This is a genomic window from Hassallia byssoidea VB512170 (assembly GCF_000817785.2).
GTDB classification, from domain to species: domain Bacteria; phylum Cyanobacteriota; class Cyanobacteriia; order Cyanobacteriales; family Nostocaceae; genus Hassallia; species Hassallia carrinoi.
Genome location: NZ_JTCM02000054.1, coordinates 19,075 through 43,829 on the forward strand (window position 1 = coordinate 19,075; position 24,755 = coordinate 43,829).

Sequence of the window (24,755 nt, forward strand, 5' to 3'; positions counted from 1 at the left end):
ACTTCAGTTACAGTCAATGCAGATCCCCACCCGAAACTTGTGCTGTAATGTCGGGGGTGAGATGTCAACGACTTAAACCAACGCCGATTTATTTTTTTATTTTTTATTGAGAATATTTAGCAATATGTTCTTCCAAAAGAAAATATTAAAACCATATAGTCTTGAAGAATTGTTAAAAAAATCCGGAGCCAGAAAAGCAGTATTTTTTTGCCAAAAGTTTACAAATATTTTCAATTTATATCAGTTAAAGTACCGACAGCAGCGCTTAGGATTAGATAAAAAAGTTGGGGATGAAAGCATAAATAGCAATTTCATTAAGTGGCGTAAAAAAGCTGATTGGGATTGTGCGATCGCTTTCAATCAACTAAGCCTGCATTTAACTTTACAAATATTTTGGCAAATTGGTATTGACTTTTTAGCAAAGCTAATTAAGCAGTTGATTTTATTAGCGTGGCATAAGAATATACCTTTAGGTGTAGAGACAAATGTTGTAGTAAATTATATTCATAGATTAAGAGATAATTTAAATAAAAGCGTTATTTTGAGAATTTTTTGTGATAATTATCACAAGTGTCTCGATAGCTTCAGCAAGCTGAAAGCTAGATACTGTCTAGATTATCAGGCAAGGTTCAATATATTTGACTTTGGCAGTGTAACAAACTTTATAAAGTACAAGTTTCTGCCATTAAAAATTCATGAACAGCCAGATAGCATTGTATACAAAATAAACATTGCAGTCCAGAAAGTATCTATTTGTACGTTTAGCTCTTTTGGAGAAAATATCTTCAAGAAAGAGACATTTCCTATAAATGATGTTATAAAGTGGCTACCAGGTTTGAGGTGGGGAATATACATCTTTCCTTCATTGTCTTGCTTGGTATCAAAGGCAGCAGTTTATGATTGATGAGCAGTGGAAAACATTGTTAAGAGGAAAATTTTGTCATGAAAATAACACTTTCATTTAGAGAACTTTTGTTTATAAAATACACAATTCAGTACAGGTAAATGACTCATTTATTTTGTTCCGACCATTCCAAACAAGTAGGAGAGGATGTTATTGGTAGCGCCACCAACTACCAAACTTATGTTTTAATAGAGTGTCCCCCACCTTGGCATTCCGAAGTTTTGAATTCCAGATGGGTGCCAAATAGTCTGAAAGTTTTAGCAGAAGAGGTGAAGCGCACTAAACAGCCGATAAGATTTCTCTTGATTGCTAATAATGAATCACATAAAATAGACCACACCACATTGTTGATTTATCATCAGCAAGAAGGTCTTGGCAATGGATATCGCAAACAAGAGTTTAAACTGCCAAATATTGAGCAAGCAGCACCTACTATCAGAAAATGGTTATCGGGTAGCACTCCCAAATATGAAGTAAAAACAAGTGTAACCAGAGATATTTTAGTGTGTACGCACGGTAGCCATGATATGTGTTGTGCTAGATATGGCAATCCGTTTTACTATCACGCAGACGCTACTATTTCTGATTTGGGTTTGGATGAGGTGCGGATTTGGAAATCAAGCCACTTTGGTGGACATAGATTTGCACCAACAGCTATAGACTTACCAGAAGGAAGATACTACGGTGCGCTAGATCAAGAGTCATTCAAGTCGATTTTGACCCGCAGTGGTGATATTAATTGCTTGAATAAAGTCTATCGAGGTTGGGGAATTTTGCCACCTGCGATGCAAGTTTTGGAAAGAGAACTAATTCTTCGCTACGGATGGGATTGGTTTGACTACAAAGTGGCAGGCAAAATCATTAAGCAAAGCTTAGATAATTGTACAATTGAAGCAGAGATAACTTTTGAAAAACCATCTGGTCTCTACACTTATCAAGCTAGACTTGTCAAAGACGAAAGTAAAACTAAGGAATTGAAAGGTTCTTGCAATGCTACGAAAGAGTCAGTGTTTGCCAAATATGCTGTAACTAGTCTCAATCTTCTTGCTAGCAAGGTTCCAGCTTATTGTGCATTGCCAAGCAGGTAATGTACAAATAATCCAAGGGTTTTCATCTACCACAAAACTGAGTAACTTGTAAATTAAAGTACTAGTTTGCCTGATTAATATCAAAATTTTAGTAAGCATGTAGTAAGCGCTTCAGCGCTTTATGGAAGCGCTGAAGCGCTTACTACGAAATTAAGTAGTTCCTAACATTTGTAAGTTGTGCAAAGTGGCGTAAAGTCCTTGTTGTAGCAACAATTCTTCATGGCTTCCTTGTTCGATTAATTCTCCTCGCTTCAAGACAAAAATTCGATCTACATTGCGAATGGTAGATAAGCGGTGAGCAATAATTATCGCAGTACGTTCAACTAATAGCTGATTTAATGCTTGTTGAATTAAAGCTTCTGTGCCTACATCTAAACTAGCGGTTGCTTCATCTAGTACCAAAATTTGCGGATTGCGAATTGCAGCACGGGCAAAGGCTAAAAGTTGCTTTTGTCCGCTGGAAAGATTTGTCCCTCTCTCCCTAAGTTGGCTATCATAACCTTGGGGGAGATTTTCAATAAATTCGTCAATGTTTGTTTTTTGTGCTGCTTGTTGAATTTGCTCAAAAGTGTAGCTGTCTCCTAAAGTGATGTTGCTTTTAACATCACCTGCAAACAAAAAGCCTTCTTGCAAAATTACTGCCATATAACGTCGCAGTTCTGCTTGAGGTACTTCTTTAATATCTACACCATCTACTAAAATGCGTCCTCTACTCGGTTCGTAGAGACGACACAAAAGACGGATAATCGAACTTTTACCCGCACCGGTGGGACCAACTAATGCTATTTTCTCACCTGGATGAATGGTAAAGTCTAAGTCTTTAATGACATATTCATCGTCTTTGTAGGCAAACCAAACATGTTCAAACCGGATTTCTCCTCTTGCAGACTTACCATTTGCTGTTTGAGGATTTAAGTTATCTACGATATCGTCGATATAGCCGAATTCTGATTCTAAAAAGGAGTATCGCGGATTAGTGCGATCGCGTATTTCTATTGGTTCATCTAAAATATCGCTAACCCGCTCAATCGCAGTAAAACCAGCTTGAATTGTTGTGAATTTTTCCGCAAATTGCCGCAATGGATCGAACAATCGTTGGGCATAGAAAATGAATGCAGATAATGTGCCAAATGTCAACTGTTTATCTAATAATAACAAACCGCCGACACATAAAACACTGGCGATCGCTATTAAAGAAATCCATTCCAATGTAGCGGAAACTGCCGAATCAAAAAAGATGGTTTGATCGACTTCCTTGACGTAATCTTTGTTTGTATTGCGAAACAATTGGGCGTTAAATTTTTCCCGCCTGAATAACTGTACTATATTAATCCCGGTAATATTTTCTTGCAGTTGGGAATTAAGAACAGAAAGTTCTTCCCGCACTTTGTAATTAGCTTTGCGAAACTGTTGCTGAAAGAAAACAATTAACCAAGTGATTGGCACCAGCATCAACAGCAATAACAAAGCGAGTTCCCACTCGATAGAAAACATAAAACCGAGAATCACCAGCATTGAAAACAAATCCGAGACAATGCCGATCGCTCCAGTGGAAAAGACATCACCTAACACTTCCACATCGCTGGTGAGTCTGGTAATTAGTTTACCAACAGGTGTCCGGTCAAAAAAACGTACCGCCAAAGATGTAACATGATGAAATAAATCTCGGCGAATTTCGGCGGTGATTTCTTGTCCTAGCTTTTGTACAACATAACCCTGAAAACCTGTAAATATCAGGTTGATGCTCACCGTTAAGAGCAACAATCCTTCAACGATACTTAGCCCTTGCATTAAAGGGCGATTTCTCAGAAACTCGTAAGTGCTTGGTTCCGAGCGAATTAGGGATATGGCTTGTCCGATTAGCAAAGGTTGTATCGCACCGGCGACAGCGATCGGCACGAGTAACAACATCGAAAGCGCTAGCAGTCGTCCGCGTTTTCGCGCATAGGGTACTAAACGCAAAAATAACCGCCAGTCATTTTCACGCCGACGGTTCCCTGTATAGAATCTTTTTAGAGGTTTGGTAGTGCTCATAGTAAGAGCATTATATTAATTTTTACAATCAGAAAAGCAACCTTTCCTAATGTATCGTTAATATTCATACTCCCACATTATCCCAGAGATTGAAACCGTTATTCACCTACATGTTAGATTGCGTTCGTGAAGAAAGCGATCTGCGCTTCTCCTTGCGGAGAGGCTTCGCCAACGCAGCAGCGCTTCGCTATCGCATATCCTCAACCAACTTGTGCAAATTACCTGTATTCAGGCGATAACTTAGAGGATGGGCAATCAACCGTGCCGTGCTTTCATACAATGTCGCAATTTCAATCAAACCATTTTCGCGCAACGTCCGCCCAGAAGAAACCAAATCAACGATCGCCTCTGACATCCCCGTAATTGGTCCTAATTCTACTGAACCATATAACGGCACAATTTCTACAGGTAAATCTAAACTTTGGAAATATTCACGAGCGCAATTCACATACTTTGATGCCACTCTACCATCAGCAGGTAATTCCAACGCCGAACGGTAAGCACTCGATGCTTTCACCGCCACAGACATGCGACAATAGCCAAACTGCAAATCAACCAAGTGAGCAACTTGCGGCTTTTTCTCCCGCAGTACGTCGTAACCGACAATACCCAATTGTGCCTGACCATATTCTACATAAACAGGCACATCTTGCGCCCTTACCAACAAAGCTTTTGCTTTGCCACTGGTATCAGGAATTTGAAGTTGGCGAGTTCCGGAATCTAAAAAAGCGCTAAAATCTAATCCCACAGATTGTAACAAATGAATGCTATTTTTGAGTAGTTCCCCTTTTGGCAGTGCAACAGTAATCATAAGTAGGTAGATGTTAAATTTTCAGTTTTGAGTTTTGAATGTAAATAGCTTACTCATAACTCATAACTCATAACTCATAACTTTTAACATGCGGATTCTTTTAGTTGACGATGAAGTTGAACTAACTGACCCCTTAAGTCGCGTGTTAACTCGCGAGGGTTACACTGTGGATGCGGTTTATGATGGGACAAATGGTAGCCAACTGGCTTTATCTGGCAATTATGACTTACTAATTTTAGATTGGATGCTGCCAGGAAAAACCGGTTTGGAAATTTGTCAGCAATTGCGACGCAGTGGTAAAGTTACACCCGTGCTGTTTCTCACCGCCAAAGATACTTTAGATGATAGAGTAGAAGGTTTAGATGCCGGTGCGGACGATTATTTAGTTAAACCGTTTGAATTGCGGGAGTTATTAGCGCGAGTGCGTGCTTTATTGCGTCGCTCCGGTACGGAAGCGCAAACTACCACAGCCAAGCTGACTGTAGCTGATTTAGAACTTGATAGCGAAAATCAAGTAGCCTTTCGCCCAGGACGGATTATAGAACTATCAGAAAAAGAAAGTCAACTGTTGCAATACTTCATGGAAAACACCGGACAATTGCTGACTCACGCGCAAATTATGCAGCATTTGTGGTCAGATGACGAACAACCCAGCAGCAATGTGATAGCGGCATTAATTCGCTTGCTGCGTCGCAAGATTGAGGTAGCTGGTGAAACGCAACTAATTCACACCGTCTACGGTAAAGGTTATCGTTTTGGTGCTTCTTCAGTGGACTAAGTACAACATTTCATTAATTTGTCGCGAATTAAAGGAAGGCAATACCCGATGCATTATGAATGCATCAACTTGTGTTGTGAACCAACGGACTTGTTTTGTGAACCAACAGACTTGTGTTGTGAACCAACAGACTTGTGTTGTGAACCAACAGACTTGTGTTGTGAACCAACAGACTTGTGTTGTGAACCAACAGACTTGTGTTGTGAACCAACGGACTTGTGTTGAAAAACATTGTATAAACGTTAAATTTCGCGTCTATACAAGGGTTGTAGACAACGCACAATTAATTTATACGCCTATATCTATTTAAAAACGCTACGATTTTAGGCAAAACTGTACTAAGTTGAGCGATATTACAAAGTTATCAGTTAGGGAGATGGTCTTATGGCTAGCAACAGTCAAGCGTCTGAACTTCTTCGCAAAATAGAAGAGCAACACAAAGAAGATATAGAGACAATTACTCAGGTGTTGGCTCGGATAACTAGCCGTAGTCCATCCGAGATTAAATCGCAGCTTGGTATAATGCTTGAGCGGTTAGTGGAACCTCAACAAAAGCGTTTTTTGTACGAAACGGCTACACCATCTCAATTAAAGCAAGCTTTTCGGCAGTGGGCAGAAAGTCATGAACATAATACACCACTTTTATCTGATTATGCTGTTAGCCGCGAAAGTATCTATGATGATGAGGTGTAAAGCGTGGCTTTTCTCGTAGACACAAACTTACTTTTACGTAGTGTCGAACCAACTCATCCGATGTATGGAGATGCAAGTAATGCGATCGCTACTTTGTTGGGACAGGGTGAGCTACTACATATTGTACCGCAAAACTTAATTGAGTTTTGGAATGTTTACACTCGTCCGGCACAGAAAAATGGCTTGGGACATACCGTAGCTGAAGCTGAAGTAGAAATTAACCGCTTAAAGGCGTTTTTTCCCTTGTTGCTGGATACTGAAGCAATATACCAAGAATGGGAAAGGCTTGTAGTTGCTCATGCAGTCATGGGAGTCAACGTGCATGACGCGAGACTTGTTGCAGCAATGCTTGTCCATGAGTTAACCCACATCCTCACGTTTAATATCAGCGACTTTGCCCGTTACTCTGAAATTACCGCTGTTCATCCAACAACCATAATGCCTTAGCGATCAAAGGTTATCGTTTTGGAATTGGTAATGGATAGGAGTTAGGAGTTAGGAGTTAGGAGTTAGGAGTTAGTAGTATTTTGACAACCATCTACTAACAACTATCAACTAACAAATAACAACTATCTCCTACCGAAGCTGATTAATTTGACTTTGCAGCTTTTCTCGCAATTGTTGTGCTTTTTGATAAACCACAGTTCTACTTAATTTTTCGCCGTTATCCGTAGTATACAACGGCTGAATAAAGTAACGCAAATCAGTTTTATTCGCCCAAACTCCCATTGAAGGAAAGAGAAGAAAGACGAACATCAAAGGTGATAAAGGCAAAAATGGTAATTTTACTAATCTCTGCAATTTGCGGAAATTTACAGCGAAGGGATGTAGATTTTCGCTACCAATACAGACAACTGGAAGAATCGGAATTTGATAGCGATCGCTTAACTGAATAAAACTCAAATCAAACTTTTGCAACTGATAGCGCTTTACCCAACCTTTCTGAGGTCCGCGTACACCTTCTGGTGCATATAAAATAATTTTACGCTCTTTTACCGCCGCTTCAAAGTCATCTTTTTGGGCTTTCACACCACCTAATACTTGTGACCATCCAACCGGCAACCACCAAATCACCCAAGGATGCTCAAATAAAGATACATTCGCTAAAGGTTGTATCAGCCATTCACGTGTTTTACTTAATAAATAACCTAAACTTAAAAAGTCCCAAGGAAAAGACATCCCCGCATGATTCATTGCCACAATCATCGGTCCTGTTTGCGGCAAATTCTCAAGTTGTTGCAACTCTGCTTGAAAATAATCTTTAACAATTAAACTGAGAATTTCTTCTCTAAAAGCTAGTTGATACTTTGGTTCAAATTCATCAACTTCACGACGCGGTAAACGACATCCAAGACGCAACCAGCGAATTAATACCGCGAGATAAAATCCACCCGGAATTAAGAATAATAGATACTCTAGCCAATTCCAACCATCTGGATCGGCGTGATAATGTTGCCAATGGCGGTTAAATAAAATCAGCCAACCTGGAGGATACCACAGGCAAAACCAATCAAACCAGGTGAATTTATAACCCTTAGTCGATAGTTTTTCAATGTGAGGGTTTAAAAGGTTTTCAGAAGTTTGATTAACCACAACACCTCAGAAAATCACAAAAGTTGGCTTAGTCTAAAATTGTAGCTTTATCTGCTGAAAAATGACATCATACTATAGATAGAAAATTAAAACGTAGTAACGGCTAAAGCCGTTAAAATCCGTACTCGTCGAGCGGTAAACCGCTCACTACGAACCAAAAGACTCTATCAACTTTATTACCCGCTCTTTCACTTCATCACGAACGCGGCGAAAAGTTTCAATTGGTTGTCCTTCTGGATCGTCTAATTGCCAATCTTGAAAAACTTCTCTTAATACCCATGCTTGGGGTAAATTCACACCACAGCCACACAAAGAAATCACACCATCAAAATCTTCCGGATGAAAATCGCTTAAAGGCTTAGAAGTTTGATTGCTAATATCAATGTTAATTTCTGACATGATATCAATCGTTTTCGGGTCTACATGACTTGCTTCCAAACCCGAACTATTAACAGAAATTTTGCCTTCTCCTAAAGTGCGTGCAAATCCTTCTGCCATTTGCGATCGCCTAGAATTTTTCTTACAAACAAACATTACTCGTTTCATGATGTTGTTATTTATTGGTATAAGTGGTTAAACTTTTATCAACTTCTAGCGCACTATTCGCTACTAACTCCCTTCTTTGCGTCTCTGCGACGGCAGTTGCTTCAAGCCGGGAGACCCGTCCAACGCACTGCCTCGTCTTTGCGTGAGATAAAATTTCAATCTTATTTATTTAACATCCCGAAACCCATCCGAAAGCACTGCATACACCACCACCGCTAACTGCGCTCCCAAAATCGGTGCAACCCAATAAACCCAGTGATATTGCCAAATTCCCCCCACCAAAGCAGGACCAAGCGATCGCGCTGGATTCATACTTGCACCGATAATCGGTCCCATAAAAGCAGCTTCTACCCCCACCGTAAGAGCGATGCCTTCGGCAAGCCGCAGAGCGGCAACGCCAAACCCGCAAAATTGATATGTGCGCGGCGATCCAGTCCCGAACCCAAAATCACAAACATCAAAATGAACGTCAGAACCGTTTCCAGCACCAAAGATTGCCACCAATTGCCATTTAGTGGTATAGTTGCACCCATATTCGCAACTCTTCCCAAACTAGTTAGCAGCAAACTTGAAGCACAAATTGCCCCCAATAACTGCGCCATAATATAAATTAATACCCGCCGTTTCGGGAAAAAACCGCTAGTCCAAAACGCCAAAGTCACTGCCGGATTGAAGTGTGCGCCGCTCAGATGTCCTATAGAATAAATCAAAGCAGCCACAACCCCACCAAAGACAAAGCTAATTCCCACATGGGTTACAGCACCACCGCTGATGTCATTCACCATCACCGCGCCAGTACCCGCAAAAACTAAAATAAAAGTACCAATTGCTTCTGCTAAAGCTTCTCGCCGAGATTGAGAAACTTCCCTGATGAATGATTTCATTTTTGCTGATGTAATTATCTTCACTTCATATCAAAAAAAATTGATGAATTAATTAGATAATAATACATTTACCGAAATATATCAAAAAAACTTGATTTATTAACAACCAGAGTCGCAAGAACGCGCCGATAATATCTGATTCAAGCGGCTGTACTCTGCTAAATACTGTTGTAGAACAGCGAATTGAGGCGGATTGAGACTGTAATAAATCCAACGTCCTTGTTGGCGGGAGTTTACTAAACCCGCTTCTTTCAGGGTTTTCAGGTGAAAGGAAAGCTTAGATTGTGTCACATTCAACACTTCGCACAAATCGCATACACATAGCTCTTGTGTTTGCAATAGTTCCAAAACCCTCAACCGCAGCGGATCGGAGAGAGCGTGAAAACCGGCAACTATATTTGTTTGGGAGGTTTGCATTGAATTTTGACAAGGGTACGTCTCTATTGTGAATCCCCAGAGATTCATCTGCGGTTATTTTAAAGAAATCTCACGCCAAGGCGCAAAGGCGCAAAGAAGAGGTTTATCTGCGGTTATTATTTGTTTACGTAATTTTACTATTAAGTCATGATATTCATAATATAAACGACATCCAAAGTAGCGGTAATTCCCTAATTGCCGCATGTATCTGTAGGAGTTACCAATGTCCCACCGTCTGAAAGGTCTTACTGTTACTAGCTTAGTAATTTCCCTAATTTGTCCAGTAGCTTTAGCGGCTAATCCTTTAGTCGTCAAGTATACACTTGCACAAACTGCGACAACTTCAAATAGCAAAGGGGAAGCTGACAGGCTGTTTCAAGAAGGTGTGCAGCAGTATCGGCTAGGAAAATATCCCCAAGCGCTGCAAACTTATGAAAAAGTCTTGGAAATGCGGCGACAGTTGGGGGATAAAGCGGGAATTGGGCAAACTCTCAATAATATCGGCGAGGTTTATCTAGGTTTGGAACTAGATGAGAAAGCTTTGGAAGTATTGCAGCAAGCTTCAGCTATTTGGCGGGAATTACCAGACAAGGTGAAAGCGGGAGAAACCCTAGATAATATTGGTGGGGCTTATTTGTTGCAGGAACAATATGATAAAGCCTTGGAAATCTTGCAGCAAGCTTTGGCAATTCGTCGTGAAGTAGGAGACAAAACTGGTGAAGCTAAAACCCTCAGCCGAATAGGAGCAGTTTATGATAGAGGTTTCAAACAATATACCAAGGCTTTGGAAACTTTAAACCAAGCTCTCAAGATTCAAGAAGCAGCAGGAGATAAGTTACAAACAGGCTTAACCCTCAACAGGATAGCAGAAGTTTACTCTGATTTGAAAGACTATCCCCGTGCTTTGGAGGTAGCACAAAAAGCATTATCGTTGAACCAAGAGATAAAAAACCACGCCAGAGAGGGTGAGAGTTTAACGCGAATCGGTATAATTTACTTAGTACAAAATAAATACGATCAAGCCCTACAATTATTACAGCAAGTACTACCTATAACAAGAGAATCGGGAAATCGCTCTCAAGAAAGTCAGATTATCAGACGGATATCGGGCGTATACTGGTTGCAAAAGAAAATAGACACTAGCTTAGAATTTGGGCAGCAAGCATTAGTTTTGGCGCGAGAAAATCAGTTACGCCGCCAAGAAATGAGAGCTTTAGATTGGTTAACAAGAGTTTATGGACAAAGATTATCTAACAATAAATTAAAAGGAGATTACACCTCAGTAAAATCAGATGCTACTCGCATTATTGAACTTTCAAAAGCTACCTTAACCATCGCTAGAGAGTTGAAATTTCGGAAATATGAAGCTGATGCCTTATGGTATATGGGAACAGCTTATGGCGAACTAAAAGAATATCAAAAAGCGATTGAAGTTTTGCAACAATCGGCGAGCATTGCTAAAGCAATAAAAGACTTAGATAGTGAATCATCGGTTCTTACCTCTCTCAGTAATATTTACATTGACCAAGGTGATAAGCGCAAAGAACTTGAGGTAAAGTTACGTCTAGTAGAAATTTACCGAGAGCAAAAAGATAAATTATTTGAAGCATCTAGTTTAATCGGTTTGGGCGACATCTACATTAATATAAATGAATATCAAAAAGCTGTGGAAGCTTACCAACAAGCTATAGCCGCAGCGCGACAAGTCGAAATTGGTAAACTAGCGACAAATTTACAAAATTATCCATTGTCACTTGAGTATAGAGCCTTAGATGGATTAAGTCGCAGTTATACAGGTCTTGGGCAATTTGACAAAGCTGTTGATTTTGCCCAACAAGCACTGAAATACACTCAAACTATCCGCAAACCGGATTTAGAAGCAAATGCACTGCTACGATTAAGTTTTTTATACACCAATAGTATCAAGGATTTTAATAAAGCGATCGCATTCAGTCAACAAGCTTTAACCATTGCAAGACAAATCAAAGCACCCAACTTAGAAGCAGAGGCATTAGACAACTTAAGCTACGCATATAACAACCAAGGAAATCAGCAAAAAGCGCTCTTAACCGCAAATCAACTGTTAGAAATTGCCAAGCAATTAGAAAACTCTACTCTAGAGCTTCGTGCTTTAAAGAAACTTAGTGATATCTATAAAAATCAAGGTAATTACAAACAAGTATTGGAGTTAGCACAGCAAAAACTAGCGCTGGTGCAAAAAGCAAAACTTGGACTCTTTGAAACTTCTAGTTTAAATGATTTAAGTGAAGGATATCGCTTAACTGGAGATACCACCAAAGCAGTGGAGACAGCGAAGCAAGCCATAACTTTAGCAAAACAACAGAATGCTCCTAATGATGAAGCGATCGCTTTATTAGAACTCAGCCTAGCATACAAACTTCGCGGAGAATACGATTTAGGAATTGAAACAGCGCAAAGTGCTTTGGGGTTGTTCCACACAAAACAATACTTTGGAGGAGAAGTAGCAGCTACGGCTGTAACAAGTGAAATTTATGAGGCTTTGGGAGAATATCAAAAAGTCATTGCAGTTGCCGAACCAGCCCTAAAATTATCGCAGAAAATAAACAATCGCATTTCTAGCGCACAATTACTAACAGACTTAGGTAGTGCTTACACAAATATCGGTGACTATACAAAAGCGAAAGATTTTCTTGACCAAAGTTTGAAAATTGCCAAAGAATTAAAAAATCCTCGTTTAGAATTAACCGCTCTCGATAGACTAGGTAGATATTACAGACAAATTAAAGATTATCAAAAAGCGCTGTCATTCAGCGAAGAAAGTTTAAAAATTGCGAAATCACTTGACAATCTCCCTCTTTTAGTATCCCCCCAAAACACTCTTGGTAGTATTTACAACGATTTGGGAGATTACAACAAAGCCAAAGAATTCTATCAACAATCACTCATTACATTGGAAAAATTGAATAACCGTGAAGATAAAGGAGTAGTCTTATTAAATTTAGCTAACATTTCTTTTGCTGAAGGGGAACCACAAAAAACTGTGGAGTTATCCCAACAAGCTTTAACTCTTTTTCAACAAGTAAAATCTCCCCGACTGGAAGCTTTTGCATATCAAATACTGAGTCTTGGTTACGGTGAATTGGGTAATGATGCGAAAGCAATGGAATCAGCCCAAAACTTTTTAACCTTTTCTCGCAAAGTGCAAAATCCTGTCTTTGAAAAATTAGCACTCAGCAATATTGCAAGTCTGCATCGCAAATTTGGACGCAAAGATGAAGTAATTTCCACTTATAACGCTGCTTTAGCAATTGCAGGTGAGAATGCTTACATTTATGCAGGTTTAGCCCGTGTTTACCAAGATAAAAATGATGTCGATCAAGCAATTAATTTTTATCAAAAATCTATAGGTGGATTAGAACAACTTCGGACAAACATTCAAGGTTTACCACCACAGTTACAAACATCATTCTTGCAAGCAACGATTGATTTTGATAAATTTAAAACCTCTGATATTTATCGTCAATTAGCCGTCTTACTCTTAAAACAAGGACGAGTTGAAGAATCTTTACAAGTTAGACAACTTGCAGGAATTCAAGAATTACGCGAAGCGATGGGACAAACTACAAATGTTGTCTTGAGTGAGACGGAGAAAAAAATCATTGCTCAATATGGTAGCTTAATTGCATTTGAACAAAAGCTGGAAGGCTGTAGAAAAAATAAGTGTAGTGAATTCAAACAATTACAGACAGTTCAAGATGAAATAAACAATCAATATAACACTAAATTAAATAAACTTGCGATGGGATTACGCAATCGTTTTGCAGAAGATAATAAGGGGTTTTTCGACCCCGAATTAGGTGGCAAAATCCGGGAAATCGTCGAATCTCAACCAGGTACAGTTTTCATTTCTCCCATAGTTTACGATAACAGCATTTGGTTAATCTGGGCTTCTGAAGGTGGTGTTCGCAAAGCTTGGGAAATTAAGAATGTTAGTGAGGAAGAATTGCGACAAGCTGTACAAGACTTTCGCACTTCCTTAGCAAGATCCTTCACACCTGTTAATCAGGTGCAACAAAAAGGTAAAAAATTGTACGATTGGCTAATTAAACCTTTAGAAAGCGAACTGAGTAAAAATAAAACTCAAAACTTAGTTTTTGCACTCGATAGACAAGTGCGTTATGTGCCGATGAGTGCTTTATATGATGGAGAAAAATATCTCGTTGAACGCTACAACGTCTCTGTAGTACCGTCAGCAGCGTTAATTGATATGAAAGAAAAGCTGCCTCCCGGTACTCAAAATGTCTCTGTTTTAGGATTAGGACTTACTAATGCAGTTCCTGGTTTCGATCCTTTACCAAATGTCCAAACAGAGTTAGATGGAATAGTCCGCAAATCAACAACAGATAAGAAAGGTATTTTTCCCGGTAAAGAGTTTTTCAACCAAGCATTTAACTTTGACACGCTGCGAAATAATTTACGCGATAATCAAATTCTCCACATCGCTACTCATGGAGTATTTGAACCTGGTAGTGCTGATGCTTCTTATATTGTATTGGGAACTGGTAAAAAGCTTACCATACCGGAAATTACTAATTTGTCAGATTTATATTATGTGCATTTAGTAGTGCTGTCTGCTTGTGAAACCGCAGTTGGTAAAAAGGGACAAGATGGTGTGGAAATTAACAGCATTAGTTCTAAGTTTTTATCACAGGGAACTAAAGCTGTAATTGCTTCGTTGTGGTTAGTGAATGATGAAAGCACTAGTTCATTGATGCAGAATTTTTACGGTAATCTGGCTAAAAGTACTAATCAAAAACATGTTACAAAAGCTGAAGCTTTGCATCAAGCGCAATTGAGTTTACTGTATAGTGCTAAGAATCCGCAACAAAATGATTTGTCGCATCCATATTATTGGGCGCCGTTTATTTTGATTGGTAATGGGTTGTAGTCAGCTAACGTATTTGTTAAACGTGATAAGCAGTTAATACAGTATTTCTACTAGGACTATAGATAGATTCTACCCTAGGGAAAATATCGTGTGACCACCATACTTTTATTCTTCCACCTTGCGCGGGCGCGGTTCCCACTTCGCAATAACCCGCGTTAATCATTCGTTTTTCAAATTCACTTGATGGTAATGTTTTGCTGGTAAATGCTGATAATCCCTGGATAGTATGCTTATCAAGCGTCATAGCTACCCTGGTAAGTTGTAACTATTTTGTATCCGGGTAGCACCAGCGCCACGCCCCAAAAACTATGAATTTTACCAGGATATTTATAAGGGTTATCATCTGGTATAGCGCCGCCAATTCGGACAGTGAAATATGGACACCAGAAATAAAATCCGGGGATTAGTAAGTCCATACTGTATGCAATAGCTCTAAGTTTCTCATGTCTATTAATTAATGATTGTTTTATCATTATTCTTTACTCTCTAACATCTGTATTCCCTGTTTGCAAGTCTTCTATAGCACCTATACACTGTTTTGAGTTATGCATTTTTCATCTGTTTTAATTCCTAAAAAACAGAGTAAAGCTCTTTCTATTAAATCTGCTTTAGAACAATAGAAGCGTTCAAACCAAACAGAGTTAGATAAACTTAACAATTTAGTTCAGACTATCATTGAAGCTAACAACTTAAAAACCGAAAAGGTTTAAAATCAAAATTAGCCTCACGCAAAGCCGCAGAGTCGCAGAGAAGAGGGTCATTATGTAGAGACGACGGCTTCTGAGTGATAGCGAATACCGGCTTGCTGGAAGCGTCGCATGGCTTCACCCAAGCGATCGCAACATCAGAATTGGTTAAGTGCAAATTCAAAATCAGTAATTCTTATAAAAATCAAACTCTTTTCTCTGTGACTCTGCGCCACGCCAGTCGCCACAAACTCCTCCACCCCCGCAAGGCGCTGGCTCCTCTGCGCCTAGTAAGGTTTAAAATCAAAATTAGATGTGTAACAGCTAATTAATAAGCCTCACGCAGAGACGCAGAGGCGCAGAGAAGAGGGTTATTATGTAGAAACAACGGCTTCACTTTGATAGCGGATACCGGCTTGCTGGAAGCGTCGCATTGCTTCACCCAAGCGATCGCAATCAGCAATCAAGCTTATCCGCACGTATCCTTCACCAGCAATTCCGAAAGCGTTACCCGGTGTCACTACTACACCAGTTTGCTGTAAGACATTCAAAGCGAAATCTGTTGAACCCATACCAGGAGGACACGGAACCCACAAATACATCGTCGCTTTGGTTTTGGGAACATCCCAACCCAAGTGTCCTAACTCTTGAATCAAAAAGTCGCGACGGGTACGATAGCGTTGCTGGACTTCATGCAAGTATACATCAGGCAGTTGTAAAGCGGTTTCGGCGGCAGTTTGCAAAGCGGCAAAAATGCCGTAATCAAGATTGGTTTTCAGAGTCCGCAAACCTTGAATGACATGGCGATTTCCTACCACAAAACCGACGCGCCAACCTGCCATATTATAGGTTTTAGAAAGGGTGTGAAACTCTACACCGATTTCTTTCGCACCGGGAATTTCTAACAAACTTGTGGGTTGATAGCCATCAAAAGCTAACTCAGCATAACATAAATCGTGTACCAAGAGGATTTCGTGTTTCCGGGCGAAAGCGACGATTTCCTCAAAGAATTCGCGGGGGGCAGTCGCAGCGGTAGGATTGCTGGGATAATTGAAGTAAAGAATTTTCGCGCTTTCGGCAACTTCATCGGGAATTGCGGCTAAATCAATCAACCAGTCATTTTCTGGTTTGAGAATCAAGCTGTGGACTTTGCCTCCAGCGATCGCAGGTCCGCGAAAATGTGCCGGATAAGCGGGAGAAGGTACCAAAACTAAATCGCCAGGATTTATATAGGCGATCGCTAAATGTGTCAATCCCTCTTTAGATCCAAGTAGCGGCAAAGCTTCGCTATCAGGGTCAAGAGTTACACCATAGCGACGATGATACCAATTGGTGATGCTGGTGCGAAAGCTCGCAGTACCTTCAAACGGTGGATAACCGTGATTGGCGGGATTTTGCAAAGCAGCGATCGCTGCTTCTACAACTGGCTGCGGTGTCGCACCATCGGGGTTTCCCATCCCCAAATCAATCAAATCTAATCCTTGTTCCCGCGCTTTCGCTTTCAGTTCATCTAACCGTGCAAATACGTAAGGTGGTAGTTGCTGTATACGTTCCGCCGGGACAATCCAATCCAAACTCATTCCTGAACCTCGTCAATTCCCCTTATTGATACCCGCAAAGCTGTAGTATCTATTGGTGCAGTGGTGGAAACCATCGCTGCCATCAACTGTTCCAACGCCACTTTAAATGGTAGTCGATGGATGTCAGAATTAGGCGTTAAAGCAATTTCTGCGGCTGTTTGCAACTCACCTAAAGTGATGTTGCCCAATCCTAAATCGCTCAACTTTTGCGGCAACCCGATTTCTGTATAGAATTTCAACAACTGTTGCCTTGCGGCAGCAGCTAGCTGACTTCCCTGTACCATTTCTTCTAGACGTAGTTGCACCAAGATACCGTAAGCGACCTTTTCGCCGTGAATACTGTCGTGTTTGCAAATGTGGGTTAAACCATTATGCACTGCATGTGCCGCAACAGTACGACATTGTGCCCCACCAATTCCGCCAATTACCCCAGCGAGTAAAACGGTAGCGTCTACAACTTCGCGCCAAATGTCGCTTCCTGGGGCTTCTAAGGCTGCGGCTGACTTTTGAAAAAGAATATCCCGCAAAACTCGCGCTTGTTGGACTGCGGAAATAATTAAAGTTTGTTCTGAGTGTCCGCTGCTAACTGAGGCTTCGTACCATTTAGCGATCGCATCCCCAATTCCCGCTATCAAAGTACGTTGAGGAGCAGTTTCAATTAAATCATAATCGAGTATCAATAAATCTGGACACTGAGAAAGCGCCACATCATATAAAAACGCACCCTTGTCAGAGTATACGTTTGAGAGGGCAGTCCAAGCGGCACAAGTTGCGCCAGAGGTAGGAATTGTTACTACGGGTAACTGTAATTGATGCGCGATTAACTTCGCTGTATCGAGTGCTTTACCACCACCAACACCGATAATGACATCAGCAAGATGTTCTTTAGCCGCTTTGCGTAAAGAATTTAAACTATCTTCACAACAATCTGCACCATAAGATGCTTGAGCAACTTGCAATTGCTGTAAAACTGGTTGTAAGTGAGTTTGAATCAGAGCGAGAGTGCGATCGCCTGCTAAAATTAACGGACGAGTTCCCAAACGAGAAATTGCTTCACCGCAAGAAGTCAACGCACCCGCACCACGGATGACCTTTGCTGGTGCGATCGTCAGAGTAAATAATGAATTAGAAGTTTGAGTAGACAAAGTAGGATTAGAAAATTAACTAAGCATATATTCTAGTTTGCCAAAAAAAGTTTGATATTATTTAACTTATATTTTGCACCTGCACCCTGGAGGAGCCAACAGCTAGTATCAATTTTTGGAGAAACCGCAAATTTCAATTTCTTCTTGGCTAAAAGTATCCTTCAATATCTTGCGGAGAACACGCTGAATATGAAGGTGTTTTCCAGGCTTGACCTTTGTCAGCGTCAGCAGCAATAGGTTATTCTCACCAAAACTTTCTAGTCCAGCTACTCTTGTAGGTTCCAGAACATCCTGTTCATCCAGCTTTAACTGCTGTCCTATCTTCTCAACCACTCTATACACATGATCTAAATTCGAGTCATAGGAAACGCTAACTTCCACCCTTGCATATATATACTGCTTGGAGTAGTTGATAATTGATCCAATATCCCCATTACGAACAATCTGCAATTGACCATCAGGATGGCGGACGTGAGTGGTTCGCAGTTCAATCGCTTCTACAAGCCCCTCAATATTTCTCTCTTCCACTTTCCCAACTTCAACATAATCACCTACCAAGTAATAGTTTTCAAATAAAATCAAAAATCCACAAACGACATCATTTATCAGGTTTTGCGCCCCAAGACCAACTGCTATACCTACAATCCCTGCACCTGCTAAGATAGGTGCTGGATCAATACCAATAAGCTTGAGTATGGTAACTCCGGCAGTGAAGTAGACGAAATATTTGGCAAAACTCCGTATTAAGGGAATCAGTGTTAGTCGTTTTTGTCGCTGTGAGTCATTTGTATCTGTAGTTTTTAAGTAGAACTCATCAAGAATGAAGTAAGCGACTTCAATCAAAACATTGCTAATAAAATAAACCCCAATAATCTGCACAATTCTAGGGGTATAAGCACTTATCCAAGCAATAGGTTCTATTTCTGGAACAACAAGATTTATTATGCCAACATAGAGGACGTATTCCAAACATTTTTTGAAGAGGGGAATTAAATGACGTAAACGCTCATATAAACGCAGTAGATCGTTAGAACTGGAGAATTTAAGACTCAGCGCGTCGAGAGTGTCAACAATAGTAGCAACAGCTTTAACAATGAGTAAACCAACTGTGACAATAATGTATATTTTTAAGGCAATGTAAAGATATTTAGTAACGACTTCTGGTAGGTAGAGAAATTTAGCGCACAGGATAGCAGATGATATCCAAAGAGTATGAATGATAATTCTTTTTAAGACCCGAAAAAAAGCCTCGGTACTTTCATCATTAGCCTTGATTTGATCGGCTTTCTTGGCGTAATCGCAAACCCAATCTATACCCCGGCTTAAGGGTGGTATGCTAAATTTAACTAGCATCAGCAAACTCACACTTTTCAAGCTTGCAGTCAAGAGATTGAGCCAAAACTGAGTAGGAAGACTGCGAATAAGATTAAGTTGAAATTCTTGAATGTTTCCACCTCGATAAATCACCATCCCATTCACACCAATCAGCACAAGACACAGAATCACACAAGTTAAAATCAAAAGTCTGCTGATATTCCTCTTCAGGAAGGTGATATTTCTAGTTTTTCCTTGAAGCCACGAAACTTTAGCGACTTGCTTGAAGATGATGCCAATTAGCCAGTTAAACAGCGAGAAAATAACTATTAAAAATATGACTTCACCGAGGATAATTAGTATATTCATCTTTTTCCTTCTAAATATCTGAAAAAAGGCAGCTATATCCCCGACTTCTTCAATAAGTCGGGGATATGGTAGCCCAGAAAAATTAATGATCGTAGGCTACTAACTCCAGAAACCACATCAACATAGACAATATCACCTGTGTGATACTAACCATCTCGATCAATTGTGTTAGCGGTTCTGTTACCTTAGCCAAAATAAAAGGATTAGAGATAGATAAAAAAGCTAAATACTTTAGACAGTAAGGGTTTCGAGCTTTTAAATCAGGTTTTAAACCCATAGCCCGAAACCTTTATTCTTCGATTAAGCTAAAACCTCAGTTTGTAGTAACGCTTTACGTAATGCAGTTACTGCTTCTTCTGTTTCTACCAACCTATTGAGAGCAAGCGCAATATCATCTTCAACCTTCAACAATTTAGCTGCTTTTTTTACAGCAAGTTGCTCTTCAAGTGAGTAATCGTCATCGGCACGAGACATTTGAATTGCATGATATAACAATGACCTTGATTTCGACCAAGTAGAAACATCAACTGTAATCTTACTCAGCAAATTTTCTAAGTCAGCATTTTTGTATTCAAATGTTTTGTATTTTTCTATTACTTCTTCAGGAGCGCCGACAAGACGCTGATGATTTAGTAACCAGTTAAGTTCAGCTTCTGAAACCTCTCCATCTGCTCCTGCAATAGCGAGCAGTGCATATCCGTAGTTCAAGTATGCTTCAAGGGGAGCTGAGGAAATTCCTAAGTTTTTCCTCATAAATTCTGAAGCAGGCACTAATTCTTTGATCTCGCTCATCAGTTACCTCTTTAATTTTTTTGAGAATTTACTATTTGGCAGACGCTATTTATCAGTGAAAGAATTATTGTCCAGTTTTCTTGCTTAGTGTTTACCCATTAAATCCCTCGTAGAATTGCTGATGTATTACTATTGGTATATATGCCTGAAAATATTATCAGCATCAAAGCGAAAATGCAAGGACAGTTAAGACACTTAAGCAAATTTTTCAGACAGTTAAGACACTTAAGCAAATTTTTCAGACAGTTAAGAGGATGTTTTCAAAGTGGGGGCTATTGTAAGCAAGCTCACTTCGCTAATCGCTTCATTGTGTAAGCATCAGCACTTCATAGGTTGCAAGTGACCAAGCATCATATCCGAACGATCGCGCCGTGGCTATACTAGTGCAAGATGAACCGCGACTTCAGTCGTCGGGAACTAAAAACAGCGACTTTTCACATAATCCGCCAGCCGCACAGCCAAAGCAACAATCGTCAGGGTAGGATTAGCAAAGCCGCCTGTAGGGAAAACCGAACTACCAGCTAAAAATAAATTCGAGACACCGTGAACTTGACAATTTGCATCGACAACACCCTGTTTGCGATCGTCATGCATCCGTGTTGTACCCATATGATGATGCGTGCTGATAGATAATACTTGGGGAAGTTCTCCATCCGATGCAATCTGAAATTCACCCAATCCAGCGCGAGCAACTTCTTGTGCTAAAATTGCTTGCGAAGTCTTTATACTATTAATATCAGTTTCAGTCCAGCGCCAATTTAACTGCGCTTTTGCACAACCAAGCTTATCAAGTTTACTACTAAGCATCACCCGGTTATCAGGGTGCGGAGCTTGTTCAGTTTGACTCACCACTTCAAACATTGTAAACTTCTTATCTTTATTTTTTTGATACGACCATCCACCCTGACTTAAATTAGAAAACATCAGTTGCTTTTGAAAGTGACGCTTATACCATTGAAGAAAAAGACTATCAAAGTCTTTAATTACATTTGCTAAATGTTTAGGAACATCTTCAGGTATTTCCCCGCGTTTAGTTGCGGCAAGCAAGATTTTTAAAGAAGCTTTTCCCGCAGTTCTAAATTCGTTATGTGTCGGAAAAATCGCCGTTGTAAATTTGTTATGTCTGGGAAAAAGCAATGCACTCATATTGAGTAATTTTTCCCGACGCATAACTTCTTGAGCTAAAGTAATTTTTCCCATTACAGGGACATTCTTTACCAAGCGTAAGTCATATAAAGCTGTAGAATTGAAGATTTGGGGATTATTAGGCAAAATCACACCCGAACGAATTAAAGGATGATCCATAAAAAATCTGCCTACTAAATCGTTTTCATTGCCTAAGCCATTTTTTTGCGTTTGGTTTGATAGTAATAACAACCGGGCATTTTCAATTCCCCCAGTCGCTAATATAAATACTTTTGCCGCTATCCAAAATCTATTTTGTTGCAAAGAAGCTACTTTGACACGAGTTACAGTTTTCGCGGTTTCGTCAGTTTCAATTTCTACTACATTTGCATTTAAATAAGTCGTGATATTCCCAGACCGATTTATTTTTTCTCGATATTCATTGAGAAAAATATCGCGAGTTCCAAACTGAAACATACTAGTAGTTACATTATCACTTTTAAAAGGTAGCTGAGGAGATTTATTATCTGACCAAGCTTCAGCCTCATAAGCAAAATTTCCCAGCTTGCAAACTGCTTGAGCGCGTTCGTAGAAAAAATTAAGATGAGATTTATTAAAACACCATCCGCTATATGGCAACCAATCACGTTTTTCAAAGTCTATTTCGTCCAAAGGCATGTGTCTCAGACCAATTTGCTTGTTATATATTTCAATACCCCAAGCATTAGCCAGTCCACCATACTGACGCCGACGCATTTCATGTAGTTCGGGAAAATTATCGGCAATAGTTTCACCTTCACTGAGAGATTGTGTTTCTTGATTAAATTCCAACTCACCACTTTCTAATAGACAAACTCGAAAATCTTGTCCAATAAATTCTCGTGCCAAAGTAATTCCGGCTGGACCTGCACCGACAATACAAACTTCAGTTTGAATGACTTCATCTGTAGGTAAATTACGGCTATCAATTAGCATTAACTTAATCTCTCTAGTTTTTCGGCACTGTTATATAGTTATCTGCTGAAAATATTTCAAATGATTTATGCTAATCTTTCAGCATTAAATACCGCAAAGCGCATAGCAGTGAGGTAGTTGAATCGATGCAAAAAAATGCAAGTATCTCTACAAACAACGACGATACTTGTTAAGTTGAGAAATGTAGTTATCAATTGAGTGCAATAGACATTTGTTGTCAAAGATGTAGAGACGTAGCACTGCTACGTCTCTACAAAGGTTTCGGGTAACGCACAGTTCATTTTCACCATATGTCCAATACACCCAGGCTGTTTACGAACCAGAAGAGAAAGCCTTGGCATTACGTACTACATACAATTTATGACAGCGATACATTTAGTAACTTTAGATAAACGAAGAGAGCGAATAATTCAGCTTATCTAGAAAAAGAAGAATAAAACAGGATAAAATATTTAAAGATATACTAAAGCTTTATCTTTGGTGAGATTCCCGACAACTTCTGTGAAGTCGGGAATGTTGCAATCACCCAGTTAGGCAATTAAGCGGTTGGTTTTGGCAGTTGCGCGAATTTTTCTGGATAAATTTCCAGCGTCATTTCTGAGTCTTCACGAGAAGTAAGCGATCGCTTGACCTCACCCAAATATAGTGGCACAGAAACCCCTGCTTCTGGATGGATAATAGTACGCGATCGAATCGTCAGTTGGTTATTTCCCTGTGAACCTAAGCGACCGTAAGAATATAGATTGCTGGCTGCTTGACGTAGAGTAGCTTCTAATTCCGTTGGGGTAATACTCGGTGGTATAGCAATCACTGCTTGTGTAGACCCATTGTCATAAACTAGAGAATACTTCAGCGCACCCGGAATTACCGTGCGGCTTAAAGGTCCCAACGAGAGTGTAAACAAACCAGCCGTCATCACCAGCATAAAGCCAGTCGCACCCACCAGCCGAAAGCGGATGCCCCATTTTAAAATAAAACCCAGGATTGCGATCGCAGCCAAAACCAAGGTAGCAATTCCTGACCATTGGGTATATTGAAAAAAATCACCTGTTGTGAACATAACAGTTGGTTATAATGGTGTCTTTCTTTTGTTGATACACCTATTTTAGGGGGAATGGGGAATGGGGAATGGGGAATGGGGAATGGGTAATGGGTAATGGGGGAATGGGGATTTTCTTCAGGGGAAAGGTGAAGAAGTAATTTTAAACATTTTTGTAGCGATAGACTACTCCACAAACAGAAGAAAACAGCAACCAAGCTAGAGTATTCAAGCGGAAATCGAATAAAGTTACGTCTGCCGTATTAAATAGCACCCACCCGACTAAGACAAGAAGGTAACTCAAAAGTATCAATTTGTCTTCTTGGTCGATATCTTTTGACCTTCGCAACACTTGGACACCGGCAAATAAAATCCAACCGAGTAAACCACAATATAACAGAGTACTCAGAAGTCCTGTTTCGGCGGAAAGCATCAAAAACAAGTTGTGAGGATGACCCAAGCGAATCTGTGAATGTGCTTTGTAAAGAGCAGTAAAATTGCGTAAACCCCAACCAGTCCAAGGACGCTGTTGTGCCAAAGACCAAGCAAATTGCCATTGGGTTTTTCGCATTAAGGCTGTTGGTCTATCGGGATACATTTGGTCGTTTAACCGTGCCCAAAAGAAAGCAGGAACGACTTTACGAAATATAACTGCGATCGCTTGGGGCGCAAAAGCAGCTAACATGACGCTACCGACGACACCAGAAACAAAAGCGATAAGAATCCGCCAACCTTGGTTGACAGCATAAGCGAAACAAGCAGCAATAGCGATCGCCCAAGCATTGCGCGAGTTAGTTAAAATCAACGCTACAAAGTTGGCAATTAATACCGCAGTGAGGAAGAGGAAGGAAAGAGGAGGAGAGGGGGAGAGGGGGGGATGGGGAGACAAGGAAGACAAGGGAGAGGGGGAAGATAAGGGAGATATAGAAATTTCATCCTTGTCCTCCTTGTCCTCCTTGTCTCCTTGTCTCCCTGCCCCCTGCCCCCCCCCCCCCCCCCCCCCCCCCCCCCCCCCCCCCCCCCCCCCCCCCCCCCCCCCCCCCCCCCCCCCC

General features: G+C 40.3%; 18 protein-coding genes and 1 pseudogene. 6 read left to right on the forward strand and 13 right to left on the reverse strand.

Annotation, left to right across the window (positions count from 1 at the left end; all coding sequences use genetic code 11):
* Positions 1 to 124 precede the first annotated feature (124 nt).
* Positions 125 to 904: a hypothetical protein gene (locus PI95_RS20950; RefSeq protein WP_052324633.1), complete on the forward strand. Its 780-nt coding sequence runs from the start codon at positions 125 to 127 to the stop codon at positions 902 to 904.
* A 101-nt stretch (positions 905 to 1,005) separates the two neighbouring features.
* Entirely contained in the window at positions 1,006 to 1,992 is a 987-nt protein-coding gene (locus PI95_RS20955; protein WP_039737372.1) for a ferredoxin family protein, read from the forward strand.
* 150 nt (positions 1,993 to 2,142) lie between these two features.
* Here PI95_RS20955 and PI95_RS20960 read toward each other — a convergent pair whose 3' ends face one another.
* Entirely contained in the window at positions 2,143 to 4,026 is a 1,884-nt protein-coding gene (locus PI95_RS20960) for an ABC transporter ATP-binding protein (protein WP_039737370.1), read from the reverse strand.
* 187 nt (positions 4,027 to 4,213) lie between these two features.
* Entirely contained in the window at positions 4,214 to 4,837 is a 624-nt protein-coding gene (gene hisG, locus PI95_RS20965) for an ATP phosphoribosyltransferase (RefSeq protein ID WP_039737369.1), read from the reverse strand.
* A gap of 88 nt (positions 4,838 to 4,925) precedes the next feature.
* On the opposite strand from hisG, the gene rppA reads away from it, so the two are divergent.
* The 3 genes from rppA (at position 4,926) to PI95_RS20980 (ending at position 6,755) form a co-directional block, all read left to right on the forward strand.
* Positions 4,926 to 5,615, forward strand: coding sequence for a two-component system response regulator RppA (rppA, locus tag PI95_RS20970; protein ID WP_039737368.1), 690 nt, complete (start codon positions 4,926 to 4,928; stop codon positions 5,613 to 5,615).
* A 384-nt stretch (positions 5,616 to 5,999) separates the two neighbouring features.
* A complete protein-coding gene (locus PI95_RS20975; RefSeq protein WP_039737367.1) occupies positions 6,000 to 6,308 on the forward strand; it encodes a hypothetical protein in 309 nt (102 codons plus the stop codon).
* Between the two features lie 3 nt (positions 6,309 to 6,311).
* Positions 6,312 to 6,755, forward strand: coding sequence for a PIN domain-containing protein (locus tag PI95_RS20980; RefSeq protein WP_039737366.1), 444 nt, complete (start codon positions 6,312 to 6,314; stop codon positions 6,753 to 6,755).
* Positions 6,756 to 6,884: 129 nt separating this feature from the next.
* Here the strand turns inward: PI95_RS20980 and PI95_RS20985 are convergent, their stop codons facing one another.
* The 4 genes and pseudogenes from PI95_RS20985 to PI95_RS21000 all read right to left on the reverse strand — a co-directional run bounded on the left by PI95_RS20985 (position 6,885) and on the right by PI95_RS21000 (position 9,748).
* Complete coding sequence (locus tag PI95_RS20985; protein ID WP_039737364.1) at positions 6,885 to 7,901, reverse strand: 1-acyl-sn-glycerol-3-phosphate acyltransferase; 1,017 nt, start codon at positions 7,899 to 7,901, stop codon at positions 6,885 to 6,887.
* Positions 7,902 to 8,048: 147 nt separating this feature from the next.
* A complete protein-coding gene (gene arsC / locus PI95_RS20990; protein WP_201280542.1) occupies positions 8,049 to 8,447 on the reverse strand; it encodes an arsenate reductase, glutathione/glutaredoxin type in 399 nt (132 codons plus the stop codon).
* A 165-nt stretch (positions 8,448 to 8,612) separates the two neighbouring features.
* A pseudogene (locus tag PI95_RS20995) lies at positions 8,613 to 9,331 on the reverse strand (MIP/aquaporin family protein).
* Between the two features lie 99 nt (positions 9,332 to 9,430).
* Entirely contained in the window at positions 9,431 to 9,748 is a 318-nt protein-coding gene (locus tag PI95_RS21000) for an ArsR/SmtB family transcription factor (RefSeq protein ID WP_039737363.1), read from the reverse strand.
* Between the two features lie 223 nt (positions 9,749 to 9,971).
* Here PI95_RS21000 and PI95_RS21005 point away from each other — a divergent pair, with 223 nt between their 5' ends.
* Positions 9,972 to 14,678: a tetratricopeptide repeat protein gene (locus PI95_RS21005; RefSeq protein ID WP_039737362.1), complete on the forward strand. Its 4,707-nt coding sequence runs from the start codon at positions 9,972 to 9,974 to the stop codon at positions 14,676 to 14,678.
* Positions 14,679 to 15,738: 1,060 nt separating this feature from the next.
* Here PI95_RS21005 and PI95_RS21015 read toward each other — a convergent pair.
* The 7 genes from PI95_RS21015 to PI95_RS21045 all read right to left on the reverse strand — a co-directional run.
* The gene (locus PI95_RS21015) at positions 15,739 to 16,944 is read right to left on the reverse strand and encodes an aspartate aminotransferase (RefSeq protein ID WP_039737360.1); all 1,206 of its coding nucleotides are present in this window, start codon (positions 16,942 to 16,944) and stop codon (positions 15,739 to 15,741) included.
* On the reverse strand, positions 16,941 to 18,089 hold the full coding sequence (locus PI95_RS21020) for an iron-containing alcohol dehydrogenase family protein (RefSeq protein ID WP_201280543.1): 1,149 nt from the start codon (positions 18,087 to 18,089) through the stop codon (positions 16,941 to 16,943). The genes PI95_RS21015 and PI95_RS21020 overlap by 4 nt, the downstream gene beginning before the upstream one ends.
* A gap of 108 nt (positions 18,090 to 18,197) precedes the next feature.
* Positions 18,198 to 19,772, reverse strand: a complete 1,575-nt coding sequence (locus PI95_RS21025) for a mechanosensitive ion channel family protein (protein ID WP_039737359.1) — start codon at positions 19,770 to 19,772, stop codon at positions 18,198 to 18,200.
* A 300-nt stretch (positions 19,773 to 20,072) separates the two neighbouring features.
* The gene (locus PI95_RS21030; RefSeq protein WP_039737358.1) at positions 20,073 to 20,564 is read right to left on the reverse strand and encodes a tellurite resistance TerB family protein; all 492 of its coding nucleotides are present in this window, start codon (positions 20,562 to 20,564) and stop codon (positions 20,073 to 20,075) included.
* Positions 20,565 to 20,981: 417 nt separating this feature from the next.
* Positions 20,982 to 22,664, reverse strand: a complete 1,683-nt coding sequence (locus PI95_RS21035) for a GMC oxidoreductase (RefSeq protein WP_039737357.1) — start codon at positions 22,662 to 22,664, stop codon at positions 20,982 to 20,984.
* 538 nt (positions 22,665 to 23,202) lie between these two features.
* Entirely contained in the window at positions 23,203 to 23,724 is a 522-nt protein-coding gene (locus PI95_RS21040) for a Ycf51 family protein (RefSeq protein WP_039737355.1), read from the reverse strand.
* Positions 23,725 to 23,866: 142 nt separating this feature from the next.
* Positions 23,867 to 24,755, reverse strand: an 889-nt coding sequence (locus PI95_RS21045; protein WP_163519056.1) for an O-antigen ligase family protein, incomplete at its 5' end; no start/stop codon positions are given.

What these genes read in the sequence shown, in the direction of transcription:
- PI95_RS21005 (WP_039737362.1), top strand. Translation starts at nt 9,972, where the DNA reads ATGTCCCACCGTCTGAAAGGTCTTACTGTTACTAGCTTAGTAATTTCC.
- PI95_RS21030 (WP_039737358.1), bottom strand. Translation starts at nt 20,564, where the DNA reads ATGAGCGAGATCAAAGAATTAGTGCCTGCTTCAGAATTTATGAGGAAA.
- PI95_RS21025 (WP_039737359.1), bottom strand. Translation starts at nt 19,772, where the DNA reads ATGAATATACTAATTATCCTCGGTGAAGTCATATTTTTAATAGTTATT.
- PI95_RS20950 (WP_052324633.1), top strand. Translation starts at nt 125, where the DNA reads ATGTTCTTCCAAAAGAAAATATTAAAACCATATAGTCTTGAAGAATTG.
- PI95_RS21015 (WP_039737360.1), bottom strand. Translation starts at nt 16,944, where the DNA reads ATGAGTTTGGATTGGATTGTCCCGGCGGAACGTATACAGCAACTACCA.
- hisG (WP_039737369.1), bottom strand. Translation starts at nt 4,837, where the DNA reads ATGATTACTGTTGCACTGCCAAAAGGGGAACTACTCAAAAATAGCATT.
- arsC (WP_201280542.1), bottom strand. Translation starts at nt 8,447, where the DNA reads ATGAAACGAGTAATGTTTGTTTGTAAGAAAAATTCTAGGCGATCGCAA.
- PI95_RS20975 (WP_039737367.1), top strand. Translation starts at nt 6,000, where the DNA reads ATGGCTAGCAACAGTCAAGCGTCTGAACTTCTTCGCAAAATAGAAGAG.
- PI95_RS21000 (WP_039737363.1), bottom strand. Translation starts at nt 9,748, where the DNA reads ATGCAAACCTCCCAAACAAATATAGTTGCCGGTTTTCACGCTCTCTCC.
- PI95_RS20960 (WP_039737370.1), bottom strand. Translation starts at nt 4,026, where the DNA reads ATGAGCACTACCAAACCTCTAAAAAGATTCTATACAGGGAACCGTCGG.
- rppA (WP_039737368.1), top strand. Translation starts at nt 4,926, where the DNA reads ATGCGGATTCTTTTAGTTGACGATGAAGTTGAACTAACTGACCCCTTA.
- PI95_RS21035 (WP_039737357.1), bottom strand. Translation starts at nt 22,664, where the DNA reads ATGCTAATTGATAGCCGTAATTTACCTACAGATGAAGTCATTCAAACT.
- PI95_RS21040 (WP_039737355.1), bottom strand. Translation starts at nt 23,724, where the DNA reads ATGTTCACAACAGGTGATTTTTTTCAATATACCCAATGGTCAGGAATT.
- PI95_RS20955 (WP_039737372.1), top strand. Translation starts at nt 1,006, where the DNA reads ATGACTCATTTATTTTGTTCCGACCATTCCAAACAAGTAGGAGAGGAT.